Genomic DNA, 21,505 nt, shown 5'->3' with positions numbered 1-21,505 from the left:
CCGCGTCGAGGCCGGCTTGCCGCGTCAGCCGTCCGCTCCGCGCTCCGCCGCCGCGGCCACCAGCGTCTCGCCGGCCTGTTCGGGAGAGACGCCCGCGGCATAGATGCGGGCGAAGACCTCGTGCCCGACCAGGCGCGAGCGCAGCGTGCCGTCGGCGGCGCACAGGTCGACGATCCGCTCCGTCTCGCCCGTGCTCCACGCCATCAGGTCCCGCAGTGCGCCGTTCCTCAGCGTCGACTGGGTTCCGGCGAAGTAGTCGCTGGAGATCGGAAAACCTTTCTTCCGAGCCAGGACGTTCTCGCGCGGCAGGTATGTCTGCGCCACCTCCTTCAGCAGCCATTTGCCCTGCCGCTTCCGATGCTTGAAGTCGGGATGGAGGTTGAGCGCGAAGTCGATGACGCCGTTCTCGAGGAACGGCACCCGCAGCTCGACCGACGAGGCCATCGAGATCCGGTCGTGGCGGTGGATGATGGACTGCATGTGACCGTACAGGTCGAAGATGCCGTTGCCGGCGAAGACCCGGGCGAAGACAGGCGACAGGGGAGCAAGGGTTTCGAGTATCTCTTCGGCGGAGAGGATGTGCTGCGCGAAAAGCGACGTGGACAGGATACGATGCTCGACCGTGCCCGACCCGGCGAATGCGTTCGAAAACGGCGTCATCGCGATCCTCTTCCTGCGGCGCTCGCGGGCATGGCGCGTGGGACCGAAGGTCGCAAGAAAATGCGCCCATCGGGCGCGGCTGGCGGAAACCGCCTGCCAGCGATAGCCGCCGAAGAGCTCGTCGGATCCTTCACCCGTCAGCAGGACCTTGACGCCGTCCTGCCGGCACTGCCGCGTCATCGCCAGCAGCGCGGCCGTCGAGTTGCTGAGGTTGCCGTTCTCGACGTGATGGATACCGATCGCGAGGTTGCGCAGATAGGCGGCGCGATCGAACACGACGCGCCGCAGCGGAACGCCCAGACGGTCGCAGGTGCGCTGCGCGCCTTCCACTTCGCTCACGCCCGTATCGGGAGCGACGACATAGGCGTGGAAGGGATCGACGAACTCCCGGCTCAACGCCGTGACCAGCCCTGAATCGACGCCGCTGGAGCAGGCCGTGGCCAGCGTCACGTCGGAGACGCAGTGAAGGCCGACGCTGGTGCGCAGGAGGCTCTCCAGTTCCTCCTTCGCCCCGGCGACATTCCGGTTCCGGTCGCTGAGACGGTCCATGTCGATGGCCGCGAGCGCGTTCCAGAAGCTGCCTTCCCGGATGCCGTCGCCATCGACGCGCCAGCATGCGCCCGGAGGCAGCCGGCGGATACCGGCGAAGGACGACAGATGCGAATCGATGTCCTGAAGCGCCAGCGACAGTGTCAGCGCGCGTGTGTCGATCCGCGTGTCGAAGCCGGAGGCGGAAAGCAGCGCCTTGTCTTCCGAAGCAAAGATCAGTCGGCTGCCGGTGCGGGCGACCGAGAGCGCCTTGATGCCGAGCCGATCCCGGCACAGCCAGAGCGCCTGTTCCCGACGGTCGAAATAGGCGAAGGCGAACATGCCGTTGAAGCGCCGGACCGCCGCATCCACGCCCCACTGGTGCAGCGCCCACAGCACCACCTCGGTATCGCTCTCGCTCAGGAAGCGGATGCCGGCGGCCTCCAGTTCCGTTCGCAATTCCCGGAAATTGTAGACCTCGCCATTGTAGACGAGCACGCCGGACTGGTCGGGCGTGATCGCCGGCTGCAGGCCGCGATCGGAGGTGTCGAGAATGGCGAGGCGGCAATGCCCGAGCGCCAGCCGGTCCGTCGACCAGTATCCCTGTCCGTCCGGACCGCGGTGAACGATCGCCGCGATCATGGCGCGAACGTCCGCATCGTCTGTCTCGCCGGCCTGGCCCGCGAAGCGCCAGATTCCCGCTATCCCGCACATCGATCCCGGTCCCCCGCAGTCCTGCGCATCAGATCATCCGCATCTCGGACAGGATGGCGCGCTTGGCGTCGGTGTCGAGCAGCGGCACCGCGCTCTGGAGCACGTTGAGACCGGGAAGCGTGTTGATCTCGACGACGGTTATCCCGTTATCGCGCAGCGCGACGTCCCAGCCGGCGACACCGGCGCATGGCAGGATGGCTGCCAGTCCTGCGATCGTGTCCCGCAGCAGGCGCCAGTGCGGCAGCGTCTCTCCCGCCACCACAACCCCCGTTTCCGGATGCCGATCGGCCAGAACCCGCTCGAACCTGTCCTCGTCGAAGGAGACGCAGGGGCCGACCTTTCCCGTATCGAGATCGATCGATGACGTCGTCCCGCCGCGTGCGCTCTGGAAATTGTCGGTCGGCGCCGACCGGCTCGTCGCGCATTTGAAAACGGCGCCGAGAACGACGGCCCGCCGGTCGACGAAGGAGGTCGCGGTCATGATCCGCACGGTGCTGACTGCGCCCGGAAAGATGCGGCAGCTCCAGCCGGACTGATCGATGACGTCGGATATCGTGAAGGCGAGCGGCTGGCCGGCGAGCCAGCGTCCGAAGCCGGCGCGGTCGGCGGGCTCGCCGTTGATGCGCACCGCGTCGCCGTCAGCGGCGAGATGGAAGGCGCCGGCCCCCTGCCCGGCATCGGCCGGCTTGACGAAGATCGACCTGCCGGGCTGCAGGAGAGCAGGAACCTCAGCCCGCGTGCGAAACGGCAGTTCACGCCCGCCGATCTGCACCAGCCTTTCGCCGACGACGTAGTGCGTCATCGGCGGCGATGCCTGCGGGCACACCCTGTCCAGCCAGAGCTTCTGCGAGATCTTGTTGTGGAGCGCCGCATAGAGCATGCGGTTGTAGTAGGCGCGCCGTCGATAGAAGCGCGACTGTCGCAGATAAGCGCCGGATGCGCGGATCTCGGGCGGGAGCAGCGCGATCGCCCGCGAGGGATGGCCCTGCGCCAGCGCGCGCAGCCGCCAGGCGGGATTGGGGACGTCCTGCCCGAACTCCTCCGCCACCAGATCGGACAACGAACGAAGCCGTGAGCCTATCCCCATGGCATCATATGATCACAATGCACCGACCCCGGCAATCGGTGCCGGTTGCGCGGCTGGCCGCGTGGGAATGGTGATTGGTGGATTGCGTCCGGCGTAGTATCTGGAACACCGATCGACGATGATCCGCGCCTGACCGGAACACAGCAGCCGCATGAAGAGCACCGATCGTCTGACGCTTGCCTACATGGCGACGCCTCCTGCCGAGCAGGGCGGCGGCTGCGCCTTGAACGTGCGGCTGATGTGCGGCGGGTTCGACGAGGTCGTCCGCTTCGAGGCAACCGGCGCGACTCTCGTCGCCACGGGAGACGCTCTTCTTTGCCTCGGCCTCGTCCCGGCCATGGAACTGGGCGTCGACCTGCGCATCGACGCCGAGGTCGACGAGGAACTCCTCGACCACGCCCGGGAGATCCAGGCGCTCCTCTGCGCATGGTACCCCGGCTACCGCACCGTCGCCGTCGACGCCGGGTCCACCCGCCGGTCCTATCCCGAAGGCCGCGGAACCGGGCTCTTCTTCTCGGGCGGCGTCGATTCCGGCTATTCGCTCGCCACCGAGCGCGACAGGATCTCGGGACTGGTGACGCTCATCGGCGCGGACGTCGATCCAGCCGACCAGCCCCGCGTCACGCGGCTGAAGACGATGTCGGAGGACGTCGCCGCGCGGTTCGGCATCGACCGCATACTCGTGACAACCGACATCCGTTCGGTCTCGGATCGGCTGATCGGCTGGGTCGAGTATCACGGCGCGGTGCTGGCGGCCGTGCGCCACATGCTGGCGCATCGGTTCGAGAGCCAGCTGATCGCCTCCTCGGCCGACGAGTCCTCCTGGACACGGCGCTGGGGATCGCACCCGGCGCTGGACGTCCTCTGGGGCACCGGCGGGGCGCGCGTCGAACATCACGGGCTGGTGCACCGGCTTGCCAAGGTCCGGCGGATCAGCTGCGAGCCCGCGCTGATGGAGCATCTGCGGGTCTGCAACCGCGGCTTCGAGCATTGCGGCGTCTGCCACAGCTGCCAGTTCATGCTCGCCGCGCTCGACGTGCTCGACATGCGCGGCAGGGCGCCGACCTATCGTCACCTAACGTCGAGAAAGCGGTTGCTGAAGGTGACGGGGGAAGGATCGCTGTCCGACATGCGCAATCTGCGGGCAGCGGCGGAAGCACACGGCGATGGCGACATCGTCGCGGCCGTCGACCGGGCGCTGACGCGCTATCGCTTCGAAAAGTCGCTCAACCGGGTCGTCCCGCTCGACGAAATCGCGCGCCGGTTCAAGCGCTTCAAGCGGCAGAGGCGGTTCCTGCGACGAACAGGCCGGCAGGCCCGATGACCGCGCCGACGCTCGACGCCCTCTATCCGCCCGCGACCTTCCTGGCGCCGCGCCGCGAGGATGCCGGACCGGCATGGGCGCCGGCGGAACCGCACATGACCGAGTTCATGACCGCAAACCTGATCGCCTGCGCCGGACAATTGCCGATGCTGGTCCAGAAGGCCGCCATGTCGCCGGCCGGGCTGGCAGCCATGGAACGCAGCGGCGTCCGCATCGGCTCGGCGATCGAGGTCTACGGCTCGCCGGACGACTATCGGCTCGCCATCGAACGACGCCGGCGGCATGGCGAGACGGTCGCCTACGTGCACTGTCCCGAAGGCCGCCGACCCGGCGACGCGCAGATGCTCGTGGGATCCGAGCGGCTGAGATTCCTGAACGACAAGCGAAACATCGCGCAGCTTGCGGGAGCGGAGAACGCACCGGCGCGCCGGCTCGTCGACCTGACCGATCCGGCGGACCGCGCGACGCTGAAGTGCCCGATCGTGCTGAAGGTCGCCACCGACGGGCCGAGCGCCGGGGGCCTGGATGTCGCGATCTGCCGCGGACGGCGGCATCTCGAACGAGCCCTGTCGCGCTTTTCGCATGCTGGAACGGCGATAGCCGAGAGCCTCGTCGACGCGGTGCAGAACTGGTGCATCCAGTATGCGGTGCTGCCGGATGGCGCCGTCCGGGACGTCGGCGCTTCGGAGCAGGTCTGCCTGCGCAACGGGGTCCATGCAGGCAACCTGCTCGCCGCAGACAGGTCGCCGCCTCCGGAGGCGATGTTTCTCGGGCGCGCCATCGCCGCGGAGGGGAGCAGGCTCGGCTTCCGCGGTGTCTGCGGCTTCGACATTCTGATCGATCGTGGCGGGAAGCCGCTCGCCATCGATCTCAACTTTCGGCCGGTCTCCAGCACCGCCTTCGTCCATGAGATGCTTCGCCGCAGCGCCGGGTCCGGCGTGGGAGGTCTCGCGCGGCTCGCCTTCTGCAGGTCCGACTGCCGGCTCGAGACGATGATCGAGCGGTGCGAGCCCGGCTTGCGCGACGGCTGGCTGGTGCCGCTTGCGACGTTCGACCCCGAGCATGGCGGGCTCGGCACCGGGCCGGCACGGCTGCGCGTGGCGATCCTGGCGGACGACCGCCGGATGCTCCACCGTCGCGAGGCCGCGCTGGCCGCCAAAGGGATCGAGTTCTTCCGCACACCGAGCCGCTGGGATGAGATCCTGGCGGGACTCCGGACTATGTTCTGACATGGGTTACGGGATGGAGGGCCCCGACGGCATCGCCTGGGAGATCGTCCGCGATGACGGCGGACTGGACCGGCTCGCTCCCGAATGGGCAACCCTCAACGCCAGATGTGGTGAGGAAGGCTTCTTTTCGCGAATGGAGGTCGTGCGGGCGAACTGGGACCGGCACAGGAAGGACCCGCGGACCACCCTGCACGTCTTGGCGATCCGCCTGCACGGAAGGCTGGTGATGGGGCTGCCGATGGTCAAGCGTCGCGACCGCCTGGGGCCGCATTCGCTGTATTGGCTCGACTCCAGGACGCCCTTCTACGACGGCCTGCTTCTCGATCCCGACATGGACACGGCCATGGCGGCGCGCGTCTTCACCCGGTTTCTCCATTCGTCCTGGACGAGGCGGCTGCTGAAGATCGGCTTCGTCCACGGAGGCTCGGCCCTCCACCGTGTGCTGGATGCGGCCGGCTTGCCGCTGGTCCACAGGACCGCCGCGCCAAGCCTGGATACATCCGCCTTCCCGACATGGGACGCCTATCTGGCGGCGATGTCCGCCAAGCGGCGCCAGCAGTTCGGCAATTTCGGCCGCCGCCTCCAGAAGGCCGGCGCCGGGCCGGTTCACCTGGTCACCGATCCGCAGGAGCGAAGCGCCGAGATCGCGCGCCTGTTCGCGCGCAAGCGGCAATGGGTGCAGGATCATGAGCTCTCCGACTGGATCGTGCCGCCCGAGACGGAGATCTGGTTCCAGCGCGTCGCCGCAGAAGAGGATGCGCGCAACCGCACCCATCTCCTGCGGCTCCGGTCCGATCACGCGTGGATCGCGAGCATCCTCTGCTTCGAGCGCGACGGGACGATCTTCCTGTCGAAAATGGCGCACAATCCCGACTGGGAGCGCTTCTCGCCGGGCTGGGTGCTGCTCGTCGAAATGGTCCGGTTCGCCATCGAAAGAAAGCTGTCCACGGTGGACTTCATGATCGGTGGCAGCCCGTGGAAGGACCGTCTGAGCGACAGGCCCGGCGAGACCTTCACCTGCAGGGCGAGCCTCCTGCCGTGGCACCGTGCTCGTCGGCAGGCGCTGCCCTAGGGCGACATGCCACCGTCGGATGATTGCGGCACGACCCTGCTGCGCGCCAGGCTGGCCGGGATCAGATACTGCTCCGGGGCGCGGCGGAACTGCGTGAAGAGGTTGTCCCGCGCGATCAGGGCCAGGCTCGCCATTCGGACGTAGTCCCGCCTTGCGGCTCGAACCTCTGCACCTCCCTGATCGTCGACAGGCTGGATGACGGCTTCCAGCCGCTCGAACGGCTTCGTCTCGAGCGTCGCCATCGTAAAGAAGGGCGTGGCACGGCGGGCGACGATGGAGAGCGGCGCCGTTGGCATGCTGACATGGCCCTGCTCGCCGATCGGCATTTCCACGAACATCGATCCGGCATGCACGTTGTTCGTCAGGAGGATCAGTTCGCCCTGGTCCAGCAGACTGACGATCTTGCGGGTGACGGTCGCGCCGCTGTCGCGCTCGAACACGATGCGCTGTTTCAGATAGCGCTCCTCGGCCTGCCTCAGCAGCGGATTGTGCGTGACGTTGCCGAAGCGCGTGCTGGAAGTTCCGTGATAGGGGTCGCTGATCTGGATCGGCCTGAAACCCTGCTCCCAGAGGGCGCGCTTGCCGGCGAGTGTCTGGTAGGCGAACTGCGAGGTCCACACGATGGCGCCCCTGCCCCTGGCGAGCGCCGCCTGCAGGCTTTCGGCCCCCAGGACGTCGATCCGCGGATTCCTGCGCGGCGCCAGATGGTCGAGGGCCAGGGAAAATCGCCGCCGCACGATCATTTCGAGGTGCACCCGGAACAGGGCCTCAATCAAGGTGTCGTCGTGAATCCCGAGGACCGACTGCATCGACTCCGCGAAGCCGACATAGCCTTTCTCCCGCTTGCGGCGGTAGCGGAGACCCGAAGCGAACCGGCCGAGCGCAGGCCATGATCGCATAGGGAGAACCGTTGCTGCGGCGGCACCGGCAAGACCCAGCAATTCACGTGCATCCCCTTCTGAAAAGCGGCGCGTTTTCACATCGATGTGACGTTTTCTCTTGTAGAAGATCACAGCGTGGTCGCCTTTTTCCGGCTGGACTTCTTCGATCACCTCATATGAAAAGTAGCGGTCCGCCATCATCGTCGACCACGTCTGCAAGGTTCAAATCCGGCAACATTCGCAGCATGACAATTCTGCCTGCAAATCTGCAATCTACAATTGTGACGCAAAGAAGCGAAACACGATGACATCCCTCGTCTGCCCGTTCCTGCCTTCCCTTCCATCGGGGACAGGCCGCAAGACGGCACTTCTTTCGCCGGGCCGTCAAGCCTGTTCGCACCAGAGTCTCACAGCCGCGGTCTCCGGCACGGCGGCCCGTCTCGTCGCGGCCGGGCTGAAGCCCGGCGACGTCGTCGCGCTGTCGATGCCCAACGGGCCGGAGATGGCGATCCTGTTCCTCGCGGTCGCCACGGTCGCGACCGCAGCGCCTCTCAACCCGGCCTATCGGGAAGCGGAACTGGACTTCTACCTCGACGACCTGGGCGCGAAGCTGCTCCTCTGTCCCAAGTCAGGCTTCGAGACCGCGAAGTCGGTGGCACGGGCGCGCGGCGTGCCGGTGGCGGAGGTGGAACTCGGCAGTGGCGGAGCCTGCGACGCGCTGATCGTCGATCTGCCGGCGGCGGCGCCGGAGGGCATCGTCGAAATTGCCGGGAACCGGTCCAGCGACATCGCACTCCTGCTCCACACGTCCGGGACGACGGCGCGGCCCAAACTCGTCGGGCTGACCCGGGGCAATATCGAGGCGTCGATCCGAAACGTCGCCGGGACGCTGCATCTCGGACAGGACGACGTCGGGCTGTCGATCCTGCCGCTGTTCCATATCCACGGCCTCGTCGCCACGCTGTGCGCGCCGCTGCACGCCGGCGGCGCCGTCGTCTGCACCGAAGGCTTCGACGCGATGAAGTTCTTCCGCTGGCTCGGCGACTTCTCGCCCACCTGGTACTCCGCCGTTCCGTCCATGCACCAGGCCATCCTCCAGCGCGCCAAACGCAACCCCGAGATCGTGGCAAAGGCACGCCTGCGCTTCGTGCGGTCATCGTCGGCGGCCCTCGCGCCTGCCACGCTGGAAGGACTTGAGACGACCTTCGGGTGCCCGGTCGTCGAAGCCTACGGGATGACGGAGGCCGCGCACCAGATCACGAGCAACCGCCTCGACCACCGCCTGCCCGGTTCCGTGGGAGAGATGACGGGCGCGCGGGTGCGAGTGGTGAACGCGGCGTGGAACGACGTGCCGACGGGGACCGTGGGTGCCATCGTCATCCAGGGCGACAACGTGCACGGGGGATATCTCAACGCTCCCTCCGCCAACGAGGCATCCTTCCGCGACGGCTGGTTCGATACCGGCGACCAGGGGTTTCTCGACGATCTCCGGCGCCTCACCATCACCGGTCGAACCAAGGAGATCATCAACCGAGGCGGCGAGAAGATCGCGCCGCTGGAGCTCGACGCCGTGCTTGCGCGCGACGAACGCATCGCCGAGGCGATCGCTTTCGCCATCCCGCACAGGTCGCTGGGAGAGGACGTCGCGGTCGCGATCGTGCCCGCAGAAGGCAGGACCCTGCATGCGGAGGACGTCCGCTCGGTGCTGGGCAACGTGCTGGCGCCGCACAAGGTGCCGCGAACCGTCGTCTTCCTCGATGTCATCCCCAAGGGACCGACGGGCAAGATCCAGCGCCTCAAGCTTGCCGAACTGCTGGGCCTGACCGGCGAAGCTTCGGCGCTGAAGGCGAGCGGCTCCGTCGACGCCGATCCGGCCAAGCGCTCCCGGTGACCCGCCAGCAACACTATCGCGGCCGCACCGATGGCCTGCTCTCGGCGCTCAATCCCCGCGATGGCGTGCTGCGGCGCGGCGTGCGCGCCATCCGGACGAAGTGGAAGATCCCGCTGGCGATCCTGCTGCGTCGTTCGGCCCGACTGGACGCCGTCATCGGCGTCACCGGCAGCGCGGGCAAGTCCACCACCTGCCGCCTGATCGCGGCGGTGCTGGAGGCGAATGACGTCGTCCATCTGGGCTTCGGCATCAATACCACAGACGGGATCCGCAGGTCCTTCCTGCGGAAGCCGGCGAAGGCAAGGCTCTGGGTCCAGGAAATCAGCGGCCACGAACACGAGGCCATGAAGGCTTCGGTCGCTTTCGTGCGCCCGACGGTGGGCGTCGTCACGACGATCGGCATGGATCACATCTCGCACTACAAGTCGCGCGAGGCGATCGCCGACGCGAAGGCGCAGCTCGTCGAGGCCCTTCCCGCCGACGGCGTCGCCATCCTGAACGCCGACGATCCGCTGGTCGCGGCGATGGCAGCCCGGACGAAAGCCAGGATCGTCACCTATGGCCGGGGGAATGGGGCCGACATCCGGCTGATGTCGAGTTCCAGCGGTTACCCGAAGCGCCTTGCGATGCGCGTCCGCCTCGGCGACGACGAGATCGACATCCAGACGCGCTTCATCGGCGGGCGGTGGGAGACGAGCGTGCTGGCGGCCATGGCGACGGCGACGGCGCTCGGCATTGACCCGCTAGCCGCGGCCAAGGCGATCGGGTCGGTGGAGCCCGAACTTTTCAAGGACCAGGTGGAGGTTCACGCGGGGGTAACGTTCATCGTCGACGCGCTCAAGGCGCCCTACTGGACGATCGCGTCCAGCATCGAGATCCTGGCCGCAGCCGAAGCGCCGCGGAAGCTGATGCTGTTCGGCACCATCTCGGACTATCGCGGCACGGCACGGACGAAGTATGTGACGGCAGCGAAGGCGGCACTCGCCGAGGCCGAGATCGTCATCTTCTACGGTCCGCAGGCCGAGCGCGTGAGCCGTCTCGTGGCCGAGAACCGCGAAAGGCTCTTCACCTTCGACACCTTCGACGCGCTGATGGCCTTCCTGAAGGAAACGCTTCGTCCGGGCGATCTCATTTCCATCAAGGCTTCGGGCATTGATCACCTCGAACGCGTCATGCTTGACTACGCCAGGCCGGTAACCTGTCGCACGACCAACTGCGGCAAGATCTTCGCGTGCAATCACTGCAAACATCTCTATGGAGAGCCGCCCCGCCATGTACTGTAGACGTGCGGGACGGCTCTTCCCGAGCCATGAAGAGAATGGCGGCACCATCGCGAGGGCGCTGTCCCGGCTTGGCGCATGGCCGACGTATGGCCGAACGCGCATGCCGGGCCATGCGCGTGCAAAGCAGGCGCCAGGACATGCCGGTGGAAGCGTCTCGTGAGCGAATTGTCCGCCCCGGCCTATTTCATCAACCTGGATCGCCATCCGGAGCGGCGCGACGCGACCGTCGCTCAACTGGAGACGCTGGGAACAGGCTTCACGCGCATCGAAGGCATCGACTACCGGGACCTGGACCCGGAAACGATCCGGCGGGCGGTCGATCCGTCGCCGGCGCTGCCGTTCAAGCGCGTGCTCAGTCCGGGCGAGGTCGCCTGCTTCCTGTCGCATCTGAAGGTCTGGCGCCTGATCGCGCAGAGCCCTGCGGAGATGGCCTTCGTCTTCGAGGACGACGTGGCGTTCGCCGCCGGCGCGCGGGAGGCGCTGATCGCGCTGGAGAACGGCCCGCGCGACTGGGACATGGTGCGGCTGTTCTGCCCCAGGACCATCCCCGCCGTGGACGTCCGGCCGCTGCATGGCCGCTTCGCTTCCGTGCTTTCGCGCAAATACCCGATGTCGACCATCGCCTATGCCATCACCAGGCCCGCCGCCGCGCATCTGGCTGAGATCATGGTTCCGTTCGCTCAGCCCGTCGACATGGCGCTGAAATTCTGGTGGGTGCACGGCCTCTGCAGCCGGATCGTCATCCCCTCCCCGTGTGAACCCAGAACCGATCCCTTCTCCGCGAGCACGCTCGACAGCAACCGCGAATCGCACAACAAGACGAGCCTGGCGGCCCGCTTCCTGGCGAATCTCCGCTACCAGGTCGCGGTGGCGCGGATGCGCAGCCTCCATGCGCGCGAATTCCCGCGCAGGAGCCGGTTCCTTTGACGGCGATCAGACGTCGCCGGGGTTGAGCGAAACGCGCGGCAGCAGCCCGGGCCAGGTCTCGACGTAGGAGCCGACCTTTCCGGTCGCGTTGTCCGAGACGATGACCGTGCGCCCCATGAGAGCCGCCAGGATGACGCCGTGCAGGCGATCGGTCTCGACGATCCGGCCGCGCCCGACGAGGCCGCAAGCGACCGCGACCTTGCGCCGGGCGATCCCATCGAACATGGCGAGCCGCAGCCGGTGAGACGGGACGAGCGGCGCGAGCTTGCCTGCCCGGTTGATCCAGCGCAGCGCTGCATCGTCCCGCCAGTCGAAAGCGAGATCCCTCGCCGCGGGCGCCGGTTGCCCATTCCCGCGCGCCTCCCCGTCCCGGCGTCGAAGCACCACCGTCTCCGTCTCCGGGATGACCACGGGTGGCGTCAGGCCGTGGGCGGTGTCAGGGCACAGGGCGGATTCGATCCCGTAGACGTCGCGCAGGAGCGCCTGGCTCCTGCCTTCCCGTGCGAGCACCGTCAGCCTCGCGCATCGCCGCAGGACGTCCGCCGTCTCGGCCTCCAGGCCGGGATCGCCGCCCGGCGGCGCGGCGTCGGCCACGCTCAGCGGCAGGAGGACGATCCTCTCGTCCCGCAGCTGCTCCAGGGCGCGCAAGCGCATCCGGTGGTGCTTGCCGTACAGCGAGCCGAAGCTGCCGCCGCCGAGGAAGAAGACCGTGCCGCCCGCCACCGCATGGCTGCAACGCGCCGCGTCGAAATGGCGAAGGGTGGAGACGTAGGATGGCGCGCGGCCGGCCAGCGCCTCGAGCAGGACGCGCGCCCCGCACCAGATCGCCGCGTCGCCCGGATTGGCGTAACCGGGATAATCGACGATCGCGTAGCGACCGCCGGACGCATGCCCGCCGAGCACCTGTTGGAGGATCTGTCGCGCGGCATCGGTCATCGGGGGAACCCGGTTGCGGCCAGGAGGCCTAGCATCATTCCATGCGGCAGCGGGAATCCCTAGATGCGGATCCAGTCGCCGGGGACGAGGTCGCTCGTGTCGTGGGCCGACGTGTAGCCCGCATTGCCGAACCAGCGTCGCGGCGCCACGACGATCTTGCGGGGATTCCGCCCCAGCCAGGCGCCCCACCAGGAAAAGGAACTGTTTGCGGTGACGTGGTGGCTGCAGAGGGACATCAGGCAAAGGTCGACATGATTCGGATTGCCATCGACGATCCGCCATCGGTCGCCCTGGAACAGGGGCTGGGTACGGCACCAGGACGGATCGTCGCTGAAGACGAGGACGGGGAGCGAAGCCGGCAGATGCCGCAGCGCCTCGGCATAGTACTCGACCGGGCACGGCGGATGGTTCCCGCTGTCCGTGAGGTAGTCGCCGCGGCGGACATGGAGCGAGATGATTTCCCCACCGAACCCCGAGATCAGCTCGCGGCAGGACCGTTCCGTGTCCGGAAGGAAGCGGAACTCCGCCCGTATCTCCTCGGCGCAGGCTGCGAAATATCTCTCCGACTGGAAGTACCCGTCCAGGTCGGCATCGCCTGGACAGGTGCAGCAGAAGCTCGGGTCGTAGGCGAAGGTGGTCTCCTTCAACGTCAGGAATCCCCGCGGCCGACCAAGGAATCGCAGGCCCGGCAAGCGGAAGACCCGCAGGAGCTGGTGGTCGGCAAAGGGATCGTCGCCATCCGCCCTGGGGATGCAGAAGTCTGCCCCGAGGCGTCGGGCGAAGGCGAAGAGGGCGGCATACTGGAACATCTGGTTTCCGAGCCGGCCGCGGCGACCGAGGGAATTGAAGCTCAGCATCGAATCCCGGAGAGCAGGCTGCCCACACACGCGGCGAAACAGGCCGCGACCGCCGATCGCCCGCCGGCCGGTCGGGAAATGCGATCCGCCAGGAAAGGCGTCGCCTGTCCGGAGCCAGAAAACTGCAGCCGGAGGACATATGGCGGAGGGGAGAGGATCATCCTCGGACCGGAACAGGGCCGCGACCGCGGCCCGGGTTTTTGCCCGCCCCATCGGAGGCGTGAGAGAGGCGAACTGCCGTGAGATCTGGAAACTGGTGGAGCCAGGCGGAATCGAACCGCCGACCTCTTGAATGCCATTCAAGCGCTCTCCCAACTGAGCTATGGCCCCACGCTCCGGCCTTCGCCGGAACCCGCCCTTTCGGGGGGAAAAACCGCTCCGGATGGGACCGGGGCGAAACGTGTTGGCGGCTTCTATCCCCGCCCGTTTGTAAGATCAAGCCCGCCCATGTCGCTTTTTTTCGACCGGGCTGGGGACAGTCGATCAGACCTCGTCGTCGTCCTCGCCGCCGACGCCTATGATGTCGGCAACGTCGTCGTCTTCTTCCTCGTCGTCGGCCAGGAACGTGTCGTCGTCGTCGCCGAGATCCACGTCCTCGTCGTCGTCGAGATCGGGCAGGTCACCGCCCTTGGCTTCCTCGTCCGCATCCTCCAGGGAGACGATCTCCGCGCCCTCTTCGGCGTCGATCTCCTTGGTCTCGACTTCCTCTTCTTCCTCGCGAACGGCCGACCCGCCCTCGAAATAGGACCGGGCATAGGTCATGCCGGTGTAGGGCGACACGATCGGGTCCTTGTTCAGGTCGTAGAATTTCCGCCCGGTCTCAGGGCAGATTCGCTTGGTGCCAAGTTCGGGTTTCGCCACGGCCTAGCCTCGTCGAATGGTGGAGCCGTACCGACCGGCGGGCGCGCCGCAAGCCGCCGGGTACGGGCGTTGCTTCCTTGAAAGATCGGTCCCCATAAACACAGATCATCGTCCTGTCAAAGGCTAATCAAGGGTCTTCCTCACAAGGTTTTTCGACCTGATGCAAGCAAGGGGCGGCATGGGTGACCAGGGGGTGAAGCCGTGGTAGGTAAGCCCGCGACACGGCAACGCGGAGGGGTGCTGATCGCGCCCGTCCGCGCAGGCGGGATCGTCGGGAGGGAAACGCAGGCATGTCCACCAAAGTCGCCATGATCGTCGCCGGCGGGTCCGGCATGGGGGCCGCTGCCGCGCGCAGGCTGGCCGCCGATGGCTACACCGTCGCGATCCTGTCCTCGTCTGGCAAGGGCGAGGCGCTGGCCGCCGAACTCGGCGGGCTCGGCTTCACCGGCTCCAACCGCGAGCCCGACGACCTGAAGCGCTTCGTCGACCTGACGCTCGACCGCTGGGGCCGCATCGATGCCGTGGTCAACGGTGCGGGGCACGGGCCGAAAGGACCGATCCTCGACATCTCCGATTCCGACTGGCACCTCGGGATGGAGTATTACCTGCTCAACGTGATCCGCATGACGCGGCTGGTGACGCCTGTGATGCAGGCGCAGAAATCCGGCTCGATCGTCAACATCGCCACCTACGCGCTGTTCGAGCCGGAAGCGCTGTTCCCGACCTCCGGCGTCTTCCGCGCCGGCCTGGCCGCCTTCACCAAGCTTTTCGCCGACCAGTACGCGGCCGACAACCTGCGCATGAATAACGTGCTGCCCGGCTTCATCGATTCCCTGCCGGAAAAGGAAGACCGCCGCGTCCGCATTCCCATGGGACGCTACGGAACGGCGGACGAAGTGGCGGAACTGATCCTGTTCCTGGCGACGGAGCGGTCGAGCTACATGACCGGGCAGAATCTGCGGATCGACGGGGGGATCACGCGGAGCGTGTGAAGGGGATGGTGAATCCTGTCGGACCTTGCCTCCGCAGGTCGGGCCGGATCGATCGAAAGCCGCCCCGACTTGGGGGACCACCCGCTCAGTTGCCGACGAGGCGACCATCGTCGTTGCTGATGTCCTGCAGCTCGATCCTCGATTCTCGAAAGCGGCCGTTCCTCGTCCTGCAGTTGCCGTTCAGGAACACCGACGTCCTGCCGACGTCGAGCCAGTACTGATCGCAGCTGCGCTGGAAGGACGATTTCCCATAGCCGTTCCGGACGAGATATCCGTCATCGTTCTGATAGCCATAGAGGCGCAGTTCCGCGGGGCGGTAGCGGCCTGCCCTGTCCCGGCATTGTGCGACGAGGTATACCTCGCCGCCTGCCACCTCGATCTGGACGTCCTCGCATGACCTCTGGAAGCTTGACGGAGCGGCGTGGGACGCTGCGGCGCCGAGCAGCAGGAGGCAGAAGGATGCTGGAATGAGACGCATTGGAAATTCCCCTTTCCAGTGGAGTGATGGGCCGTTCTGGTTCGCAGGAGCAGATCGGCGTTGGGCTCAGCGGATCTTGTCGCTGCAGCGGAAGAACAGATCGAGCGCCCGGTTGGTGCCGGTAAGGGGCGTATCCAGGATGATGCTCTCGCCGACGAACGAGACCTGAGGCGCGTTGGGAATGGCATCGTCCAGGAAGCCAGGCCCGTCGCTGCGTCCCTCGGAAATGCGGGCCCACTTGTCGCCATCCCGGCCTTCGATGATCTCGACTTCCGTTTCGCTCCACGAACTGCCCGGTCCGAACAGAACCCGGATGGGTACGCGTTCACCCAGGTCGCCCATGTAGCCGCCATCCCGGAAGTCGATGTAGGAATTGTCGCGATCGATCTCGAAGCGCAGATTCGGATTTTCGGACGGGTCGAGGGCTTCGCACGCGACGGTCTGCGCGCCATCCCGGATCTCGTTGACGAGCCAGTTCCCGGCCTTGCCGAAGCGGACGGTGTCGCTGGCGACAGGCTCCGGCTGTGCCACTGTAGCCGGTGCGGCACGGCCGGACCGTTCGACGCATTCCTGAACCTTCAGCATGGCCGCCGTCGCGCCCGACAGCGAAAACTCGTAATCGTGCCTGCCTGCGCCCAGCACCGCGACGCTCCCACGGCGGATGCCGTCGAGTTCGGCCTCCCCGAGCCAGGCGATGGTCCAGTCGGCATCCGCGGTGCCGGAGATGAAATCGCCGCCCCTGCCATAGCCCTGGCCGGAGCCTGCCCCATCGATCTGGAGGGTTCCCTCCCAGTCGGGTCGCGACCGGACCGGCACCGCGAGTTGCCACTGCATGCCGTCCCAGCCGAGCCGGTGAGAATATCCGTTGCTCTGATCCGTATCCGCAAAGCAATAGGCGAATGTCGGGCCGTCCTTGGCGGCGAATATGCGCCATCCGCGGGTATCGGAGTAGAAGTACTCGCCTTGCCGCTGGCCGACGATGTCGTAGCCGCCATAATCGTTCGTCTGGGCAAGAACCGGCAGAGCCGCGGCCACTGCGACGGTCGTGCAAGCGATGATGCGCAAGTTCAACATGGTGGTCCCCTCATGATTCAGGTGCCGACTGCCGGAAGGGCGAACGGCGTTCGTTGCCCGCTTTCAGATGGACCGGCCTTGGGCTGGTCCGACGCATGCCTCAGTCCACAGCCGCCCAGGCGCCGCTGCCATCTTTCCTGAGCAGCGTCACGGTGTTCGGATCGATGTCCTGGTAGATGTCCGCGCTGAGGTCGAACAGGAAGGCGTAGTCGCCCAGGACGCGCCAGAAGCGGACCGAGCCGTCGCCATAGCTGAACGGCCCGCACTGCGCGCCCGTCGGCTCTTCCAGGCTCTGCGCGTATTGCGGGTCGGCGGGCGTGATGTCGAAGACGTAGCCGTCCGGCGAAATGGAAGGATCGGCTTTCCGGATCGCACAGACGCGCCCGCGCAGTTCCGCCTCCGCGCCCTGGCGCGATCGCATGTCGAGCTGCCGTTCGACGTCGGTCGGGTCGATCGTGCTGAACCAGACCAGAGGGGTCTCGGGATCGCTGACGGGCGACCCGTAAGCCGCTTCGAGCGCCGAGCGAACGACCATCAGCTGGGCCCACTGCGCCCCGCCGGCGAATTCGAGTTGCGCGGTGACACCCTTGCAGCGCAGCGCCCGGTAGAGCAGCGCGTCTTCGACGATCTGCACCTCGTTGACGACCCATTCGCAAGCCGGGTCGGGGAGGTAGTCACCGTAGGTGGCCTCGCCCCCGAGATAGTTGACGGCGCGGCCCGCGCAGATGCCGGTGAAGGGAAGCCGAGGGCCGTCGTCCGGGCAGTCCGCGCCACCCGAGTTGGCGACATGGGTCCGGCGGGACGACACCGGCGCCTCCGCCGCGCGGGCGCGCCCTCCGTTGCGCCGTACGCATTCCTCGATCTTGGTGATGACGGCTGCCGTTCCAATCAGGCGGTGGTCGATCGATACACGGCCGACATCGACGATCATCAAGTTGCCGTCGCGAATCCTTTCGAGTTCCGGCATCCCCAGCCACAGAAGCGTCCATCCACTCTTGGCCGAACCGCTGATCGAAAGGCTGTCGCCGTCGACGTCGAGAGAGCCGCTCCAGTCGGGCTCGGCGTCCAAGGCCACCGCAACCTGCCATTGCATCCCGTCCCAACCCAGCCGCCAGGGCGTACCGCGATCGTCGAACTCGCCCGCGCAGTAGGCGAAGTTGTCGGAGATCGTGGCGCTGTAGACCGTCCAGCCCCGCACCGAACCGTACCGGCTTTCGTCGGCCTCCGGGGTTCCGCCGATATCATAGCCACCGTACGCGTTGGTCTCGCCATCGCTGGCGTTCTCGATCCCGCTGCCGCTCGGGCCGCTGCCGCGAGCGCAGGATTCCAGCATCTCGATCGCGCGCGCGGACCCGCGCAGAGAGTAGTCCGGTCCGTCGGGGTCGAGATTGAGACTGATCCGTCCGCCATCGACAATCGCATCGATCAGGTTGCGATCGACCGAAGCCACCCCGACGTTCTCGATCTGCTCGAACCACGCATCGAAAGGCCGGCCGTCCACCGTGATCGAATAGGTCTGCGCGTGGTAGATCCGGTAGTCGGTCCAGATCTGCCAGTCTCGACCGTCGAAGGCGATTGCGAAGAACTCGCCGAAGTCGGGCTGGTGTTTTCGGTCGTACATGATCGCGCGACAGTTCCCGGGGGCGTGCGGCTCCAGGAGGACGGTGAAGTTTCCCGCGCGTCCGAACTCCTCGGTCTGGGCGTGCGCCGGAAGCTGGAAGGCGAGCGCCGATGCCAGGAGTGCCGCGGCCCAGGCCGGGGCGCAGAGCGGCCGGTTCGTCATGAGGTTCCCCCTGCCCATTGTCTCTCCGCCTCTTCTCGTTTCGCTTGACGCCCCTTGTCGTTCTCGCACGGTCGATCTCCGGCAGATCACTTCGCCCGCTCTGGCCGACGGCTCGACAGCGCCGCATCTGTGCGGTGATCCCGGCTCCGTTGAGTGCCGCGTCCACCCAATGCGTCACGGGGTCCGATGGTGAAGGACACCGGGCGGACACGCATCCGCCGAAAGCGCCCGCCCCGAACCTCGACCGATGCATGCGTCAGGCCGGATCGAGAAATCGGGAGCGTCTTCTGGCGACACGGAAACCGAAGCGTGTCGCAGTGTGCGTCTGCGATGGTGGTCGTCGCCAGCCCGGCGCTGCCCGCAGCCAAAAGCATCCCCCAGTTAACCCCGTCTCGCGGCACGACTGCCGAATAAGTCCCTTCTTGTGGCGGGATCGACGCTAAGGATTTGGAAGAATCGCGCATACCCACTTTTGGGTATGCGCCATCTTTTTTTGCTAAGCGATCGATTTTCCTGCAGCAACGCCGGACGGAACACAGTGGAGAAAAATAACCGGCGCCCGCTCGAGGAACCTGTCGAAGTACATTGCCGATTGCGAAGGCCACGCCGTCGCCATCCTGTCCCTCGTCGGGCACGGCAAGGGGCTGGCCGCACAACCCGGCGGGCTCGGCTTGAGAGGATCACGCAGAGCGTGTGAGCGGGGGAGGCAAGCGCCCGAGCATCGACGTCGGTCCCTCAGACTGCTGCTCCGCCAGGCGGTCAATTGCGATATCGGGGCCGGCGGCGTCGCGCGGTGCAGCTATCGAACATCCGAACGGGCCGGGATGCCAGTCGGCCCCGTTTGGCATGACGCGATCCGCCGTCGCTCGGCCCATACAGCGATCAGCCATCCCCGATTCAAGTCACGGGGTCTCGCCGCACAGGAACCGCTCGACCGGTGGAAGAGACCCAAGAGGATCCTCCTCGAACGGAAGATGACCAGCATCCGGGAGGCGCACCAGGATGGCATTCGGCATCAGTCGCAAGTAGTCGGCTGCATTCGAAATCGGAATCATCCCGTCCATTTCGCCCCCCAGGAAAAGGGTCGGCGTGCGGATGTTCGAGAGCACCGGCCCGGGATCGCGCAGGACCGTCTGTTCCAAGCGGGCCAGGATCGCCGCCCGGACGCCCGGGGCCAGCAACATGTCGCGATAGCGCGTCACAGTCATTTCGCTCAGGGCTTCCGGACGGGCGTAGGCGGCGGCCAGATTGGCTTTCAGCATGCCGCGCGGCGCGACATAGGGCAGAGCCCGCATCATCAATGGCACGTCGGCGGCCTTGCCATAGGCGAAGCCCGGACTGGCAAAACCGTCCGGCGAGACAAGAACGAGGCGCGATACCCGGTCGGGATGACGTGCGGCGAAGTTCCAGGCGATGCGCCCCCCCAGGGAATTGCCGACGATTCCGGCGCGATGGATACCCAGTTGATCCATCAGACCGAGCAGGATCTCGATCGCCCGGGCGTCGGTATAGTCACCTGTCGGGTCGGTGCCGGTCAGGCCGAAGCCGGGGAGATCGAAGCGGACCACCCGGAAACGTGACGACAGTGCTTGCGCCCAGGCCTCCCAGGTGTCGAGGCTGGCGCCGAACCCGTGCAGCAGGATCACCGCCGGCGCGTCGCGCGGACCGGTGTCGCGCAAACGCAGCCGCACCCCTCCCACCGTGCGATAGTCGCCAGGGTAGGCCACTTCCAGCACGGCGCGGGATTTGTCGGGAGCATAGAGAAGAACGGTCGACGCGATGATCGCAAGAGCGCCCAGTCCCGCCAGCCAGGCAAGAACCATCTTCGTCCTCTTCATTCTCCTGGCCAGATCCACGACCCCGTTGCATCAGTTCATTTGCAGGAAACCTAGCGTTTGGCGAGGTGATCGCAAGCAGGACGCATGACCGAGTGGCGCTCGCCGCCTCCGCGCCTTCTCAAAAGACGGCGTGGTCGCCGCGTTCCGGCGTGCGGCCGCCGCCAAGCACCGAGCGGTAGAAGTCGAACAGTGTCTCGGTTCCCGTCGAGGGAGTGGCATCGGGATCGTACAGGCCCGTCCGCGCGTCCAGCACCAGCATCGACTCCGTCGCGTAGTACCGGCCGATGCGGGCCAGTTCGGCCTTCTCGGCCAGCGGAGGCCAGATGCGACCGACGGCCCCGAGCCCCCCGGCGACGACATCGAGCAGGACCAGGGGTACCGACCGAAACCGCGCCGGGCGCCCCAGCATTTCGAACAGCGCTTCGCCCTGCTGCCGCGGCGTGATCGCAGGGCCCGGGCCGCCGATCGGCAGGATGCGGTTCCAGCGGCTCTCGTCGTCGAGGCAGCCCGCGATGTATTCGGCCAGATCGCCGTCACTGATCGGCTTGCACGCCGTCAGTGTGCCGTCACCGAAGATCAAAAAGGGGCGCCCGTTGCGGACACGCTCGATCTGGCCTGACAGCGACTTGAAGAAGGCGGTCGGCCGCACGATCGAATAGCGCATGCCCGATGTGATCAGCGCCCTCTCGAAGGCCAGCTTGGCACGCTGGAAGGCGAGGAGCGGCCTTTGCACGCAGATGGCGGAGAGCAGCACGAAGTGACCGACGCCCGAACGCCTTGCCGCGTCGAGGACGTTCATGTGCGCGCGACAATCGACCGCCCAGGCATCCTGCGGCGCACCGGTGCGGGAGGCCATGCACGAAATGACGGCGTCAAACCGCTCGCCATCGAATCCGTCGCGGCGCAGCGACACCGGATCGGCAGCGTCCACGAACCTGACGGCGGCGCCCTGCAGAAGCCGGAGGGTGTCTTCCGGGGACAACGATCCACCGACGCCCGCGCGGGCTCTGACGAGACAGACCACCTCGTGTCCCCGCCGGAGCAGTGCGGCGACCGTGGCGCGGCCTATGGTCCCCGTGGCGCCCAGCAC

General features: G+C 66.8%; 18 protein-coding genes and 1 tRNA gene. 7 read left to right on the top strand and 12 right to left on the bottom strand.

Going from position 1 to position 21,505, the window contains the following annotated elements; genetic code table 11:
• Positions 1-24: 24 nt before the first annotated feature.
• Both asnB and N1F91_RS17570 read right to left on the bottom strand, forming a co-directional pair.
• Entirely contained in the window at positions 25-1,902 is a 1,878-nt protein-coding gene (gene asnB / locus N1F91_RS17575) for an asparagine synthase (glutamine-hydrolyzing) (RefSeq protein WP_289994256.1), read from the bottom strand.
• Positions 1,903-1,930: 28 nt separating this feature from the next.
• Positions 1,931-2,962: a sugar-transfer associated ATP-grasp domain-containing protein gene (locus N1F91_RS17570; RefSeq protein WP_289994255.1), complete on the bottom strand. Its 1,032-nt coding sequence runs from the start codon at positions 2,960-2,962 to the stop codon at positions 1,931-1,933.
• A gap of 178 nt (positions 2,963-3,140) precedes the next feature.
• Here N1F91_RS17570 and N1F91_RS17565 point away from each other — a divergent pair, with 178 nt between their 5' ends.
• Genes N1F91_RS17565 through N1F91_RS17555 form a run of 3 tightly spaced genes read left to right on the top strand, consistent with a single transcriptional unit; the run spans position 3,141 to position 6,614 of the window.
• Positions 3,141-4,313 (top strand): hypothetical protein, encoded by a 1,173-nt coding sequence (locus N1F91_RS17565; RefSeq protein ID WP_289994254.1) that lies wholly within the window; start codon positions 3,141-3,143, stop codon positions 4,311-4,313.
• Entirely contained in the window at positions 4,310-5,542 is a 1,233-nt protein-coding gene (locus tag N1F91_RS17560; RefSeq protein WP_289994253.1) for a hypothetical protein, read from the top strand. Before N1F91_RS17565 ends, N1F91_RS17560 begins: the two co-directional genes overlap by 4 nt.
• Before the next feature lies 1 nt (position 5,543).
• Positions 5,544-6,614 (top strand): GNAT family N-acetyltransferase, encoded by a 1,071-nt coding sequence (locus N1F91_RS17555; protein WP_289994252.1) that lies wholly within the window; start codon positions 5,544-5,546, stop codon positions 6,612-6,614.
• Here the strand turns inward: N1F91_RS17555 and N1F91_RS17550 are convergent.
• Positions 6,611-7,714, bottom strand: a complete 1,104-nt coding sequence (locus N1F91_RS17550) for a hypothetical protein (RefSeq protein WP_289994251.1) — start codon at positions 7,712-7,714, stop codon at positions 6,611-6,613. The genes N1F91_RS17555 and N1F91_RS17550 overlap by 4 nt on opposite strands.
• Positions 7,715-7,799: 85 nt before the next feature.
• On the opposite strand from N1F91_RS17550, the gene N1F91_RS17545 reads away from it, so the two are divergent.
• From N1F91_RS17545 to N1F91_RS17535, 3 genes are all read left to right on the top strand, one after another.
• On the top strand, positions 7,800-9,386 hold the full coding sequence (locus tag N1F91_RS17545; RefSeq protein WP_289994250.1) for an AMP-binding protein: 1,587 nt from the start codon (positions 7,800-7,802) through the stop codon (positions 9,384-9,386).
• On the top strand, positions 9,383-10,669 hold the full coding sequence (locus N1F91_RS17540) for a Mur ligase family protein (protein ID WP_289994249.1): 1,287 nt from the start codon (positions 9,383-9,385) through the stop codon (positions 10,667-10,669). Before N1F91_RS17545 ends, N1F91_RS17540 begins: the two co-directional genes overlap by 4 nt.
• Positions 10,670-10,825: 156 nt before the next feature.
• The gene (locus N1F91_RS17535; protein WP_289994247.1) at positions 10,826-11,596 is read left to right on the top strand and encodes a glycosyltransferase family 25 protein; all 771 of its coding nucleotides are present in this window, start codon (positions 10,826-10,828) and stop codon (positions 11,594-11,596) included.
• Positions 11,597-11,602: 6 nt separating this feature from the next.
• On the opposite strand, the gene N1F91_RS17530 is transcribed toward N1F91_RS17535, so the two are convergent.
• The 4 genes from N1F91_RS17530 to N1F91_RS17515 form a co-directional block, all read right to left on the bottom strand.
• Positions 11,603-12,532: a polysaccharide pyruvyl transferase family protein gene (locus tag N1F91_RS17530; RefSeq protein WP_289994246.1), complete on the bottom strand. Its 930-nt coding sequence runs from the start codon at positions 12,530-12,532 to the stop codon at positions 11,603-11,605.
• Positions 12,533-12,591: 59 nt separating this feature from the next.
• The gene (locus tag N1F91_RS17525; RefSeq protein ID WP_289994245.1) at positions 12,592-13,389 is read right to left on the bottom strand and encodes an alpha-1,2-fucosyltransferase; all 798 of its coding nucleotides are present in this window, start codon (positions 13,387-13,389) and stop codon (positions 12,592-12,594) included.
• Positions 13,390-13,643: 254 nt separating this feature from the next.
• Positions 13,644-13,719 (bottom strand) — tRNA-Ala (locus tag N1F91_RS17520).
• Positions 13,720-13,872: 153 nt separating this feature from the next.
• Positions 13,873-14,250, bottom strand: coding sequence for a TIGR02300 family protein (locus tag N1F91_RS17515; RefSeq protein WP_289994244.1), 378 nt, complete (start codon positions 14,248-14,250; stop codon positions 13,873-13,875).
• A 290-nt stretch (positions 14,251-14,540) separates the two neighbouring features.
• Between N1F91_RS17515 and N1F91_RS17510 the strand changes: the two genes are divergently transcribed.
• Entirely contained in the window at positions 14,541-15,242 is a 702-nt protein-coding gene (locus N1F91_RS17510; RefSeq protein WP_289994241.1) for an SDR family oxidoreductase, read from the top strand.
• 85 nt (positions 15,243-15,327) lie between these two features.
• Here N1F91_RS17510 and N1F91_RS17505 read toward each other — a convergent pair whose 3' ends face one another.
• The 5 genes from N1F91_RS17505 to N1F91_RS17485 all read right to left on the bottom strand — a co-directional run bounded on the left by N1F91_RS17505 (position 15,328) and on the right by N1F91_RS17485 (position 21,505).
• The gene (locus tag N1F91_RS17505) at positions 15,328-15,720 is read right to left on the bottom strand and encodes a CVNH domain-containing protein (protein WP_289994240.1); all 393 of its coding nucleotides are present in this window, start codon (positions 15,718-15,720) and stop codon (positions 15,328-15,330) included.
• Positions 15,721-15,786: 66 nt separating this feature from the next.
• The gene (locus tag N1F91_RS17500; RefSeq protein WP_289994239.1) at positions 15,787-16,794 is read right to left on the bottom strand and encodes a hypothetical protein; all 1,008 of its coding nucleotides are present in this window, start codon (positions 16,792-16,794) and stop codon (positions 15,787-15,789) included.
• Positions 16,795-16,894: 100 nt separating this feature from the next.
• A complete protein-coding gene (locus N1F91_RS17495) occupies positions 16,895-18,595 on the bottom strand; it encodes a hypothetical protein (RefSeq protein ID WP_289994238.1) in 1,701 nt (566 codons plus the stop codon).
• An 884-nt stretch (positions 18,596-19,479) separates the two neighbouring features.
• Positions 19,480-20,415: an alpha/beta hydrolase gene (locus N1F91_RS17490; RefSeq protein ID WP_289994237.1), complete on the bottom strand. Its 936-nt coding sequence runs from the start codon at positions 20,413-20,415 to the stop codon at positions 19,480-19,482.
• 118 nt (positions 20,416-20,533) lie between these two features.
• Positions 20,534-21,505: an NAD(P)H-binding protein gene (locus N1F91_RS17485; protein WP_289994236.1), complete on the bottom strand. Its 972-nt coding sequence runs from the start codon at positions 21,503-21,505 to the stop codon at positions 20,534-20,536.

It is taken from the genome of Aquibium sp. ELW1220 (assembly GCF_030398385.1).
GTDB lineage: Bacteria > Pseudomonadota > Alphaproteobacteria > Rhizobiales > Rhizobiaceae > Aquibium.
This window is presented reverse-complemented; position numbering and strand designations above follow the sequence as displayed.

Coding starts and splice junctions, on each gene's coding strand:
- N1F91_RS17505 (WP_289994240.1), bottom strand. CDS start 15,720: ATGCGTCTCATTCCAGCATCCTTCTGCCTCCTGCTGCTCGGCGCCGCA.
- N1F91_RS17525 (WP_289994245.1), bottom strand. CDS start 13,389: ATGCTGAGCTTCAATTCCCTCGGTCGCCGCGGCCGGCTCGGAAACCAG.
- N1F91_RS17530 (WP_289994246.1), bottom strand. CDS start 12,532: ATGACCGATGCCGCGCGACAGATCCTCCAACAGGTGCTCGGCGGGCAT.
- N1F91_RS17510 (WP_289994241.1), top strand. CDS start 14,541: ATGTCCACCAAAGTCGCCATGATCGTCGCCGGCGGGTCCGGCATGGGG.
- N1F91_RS17560 (WP_289994253.1), top strand. CDS start 4,310: ATGACCGCGCCGACGCTCGACGCCCTCTATCCGCCCGCGACCTTCCTG.
- N1F91_RS17565 (WP_289994254.1), top strand. CDS start 3,141: ATGAAGAGCACCGATCGTCTGACGCTTGCCTACATGGCGACGCCTCCT.
- N1F91_RS17555 (WP_289994252.1), top strand. CDS start 5,544: ATGGGTTACGGGATGGAGGGCCCCGACGGCATCGCCTGGGAGATCGTC.
- N1F91_RS17490 (WP_289994237.1), bottom strand. CDS start 20,415: ATGAAGAGGACGAAGATGGTTCTTGCCTGGCTGGCGGGACTGGGCGCT.
- N1F91_RS17500 (WP_289994239.1), bottom strand. CDS start 16,794: ATGTTGAACTTGCGCATCATCGCTTGCACGACCGTCGCAGTGGCCGCG.
- N1F91_RS17495 (WP_289994238.1), bottom strand. CDS start 18,595: ATGGGCAGGGGGAACCTCATGACGAACCGGCCGCTCTGCGCCCCGGCC.
- asnB (WP_289994256.1), bottom strand. CDS start 1,902: ATGTGCGGGATAGCGGGAATCTGGCGCTTCGCGGGCCAGGCCGGCGAG.
- N1F91_RS17545 (WP_289994250.1), top strand. CDS start 7,800: ATGACATCCCTCGTCTGCCCGTTCCTGCCTTCCCTTCCATCGGGGACA.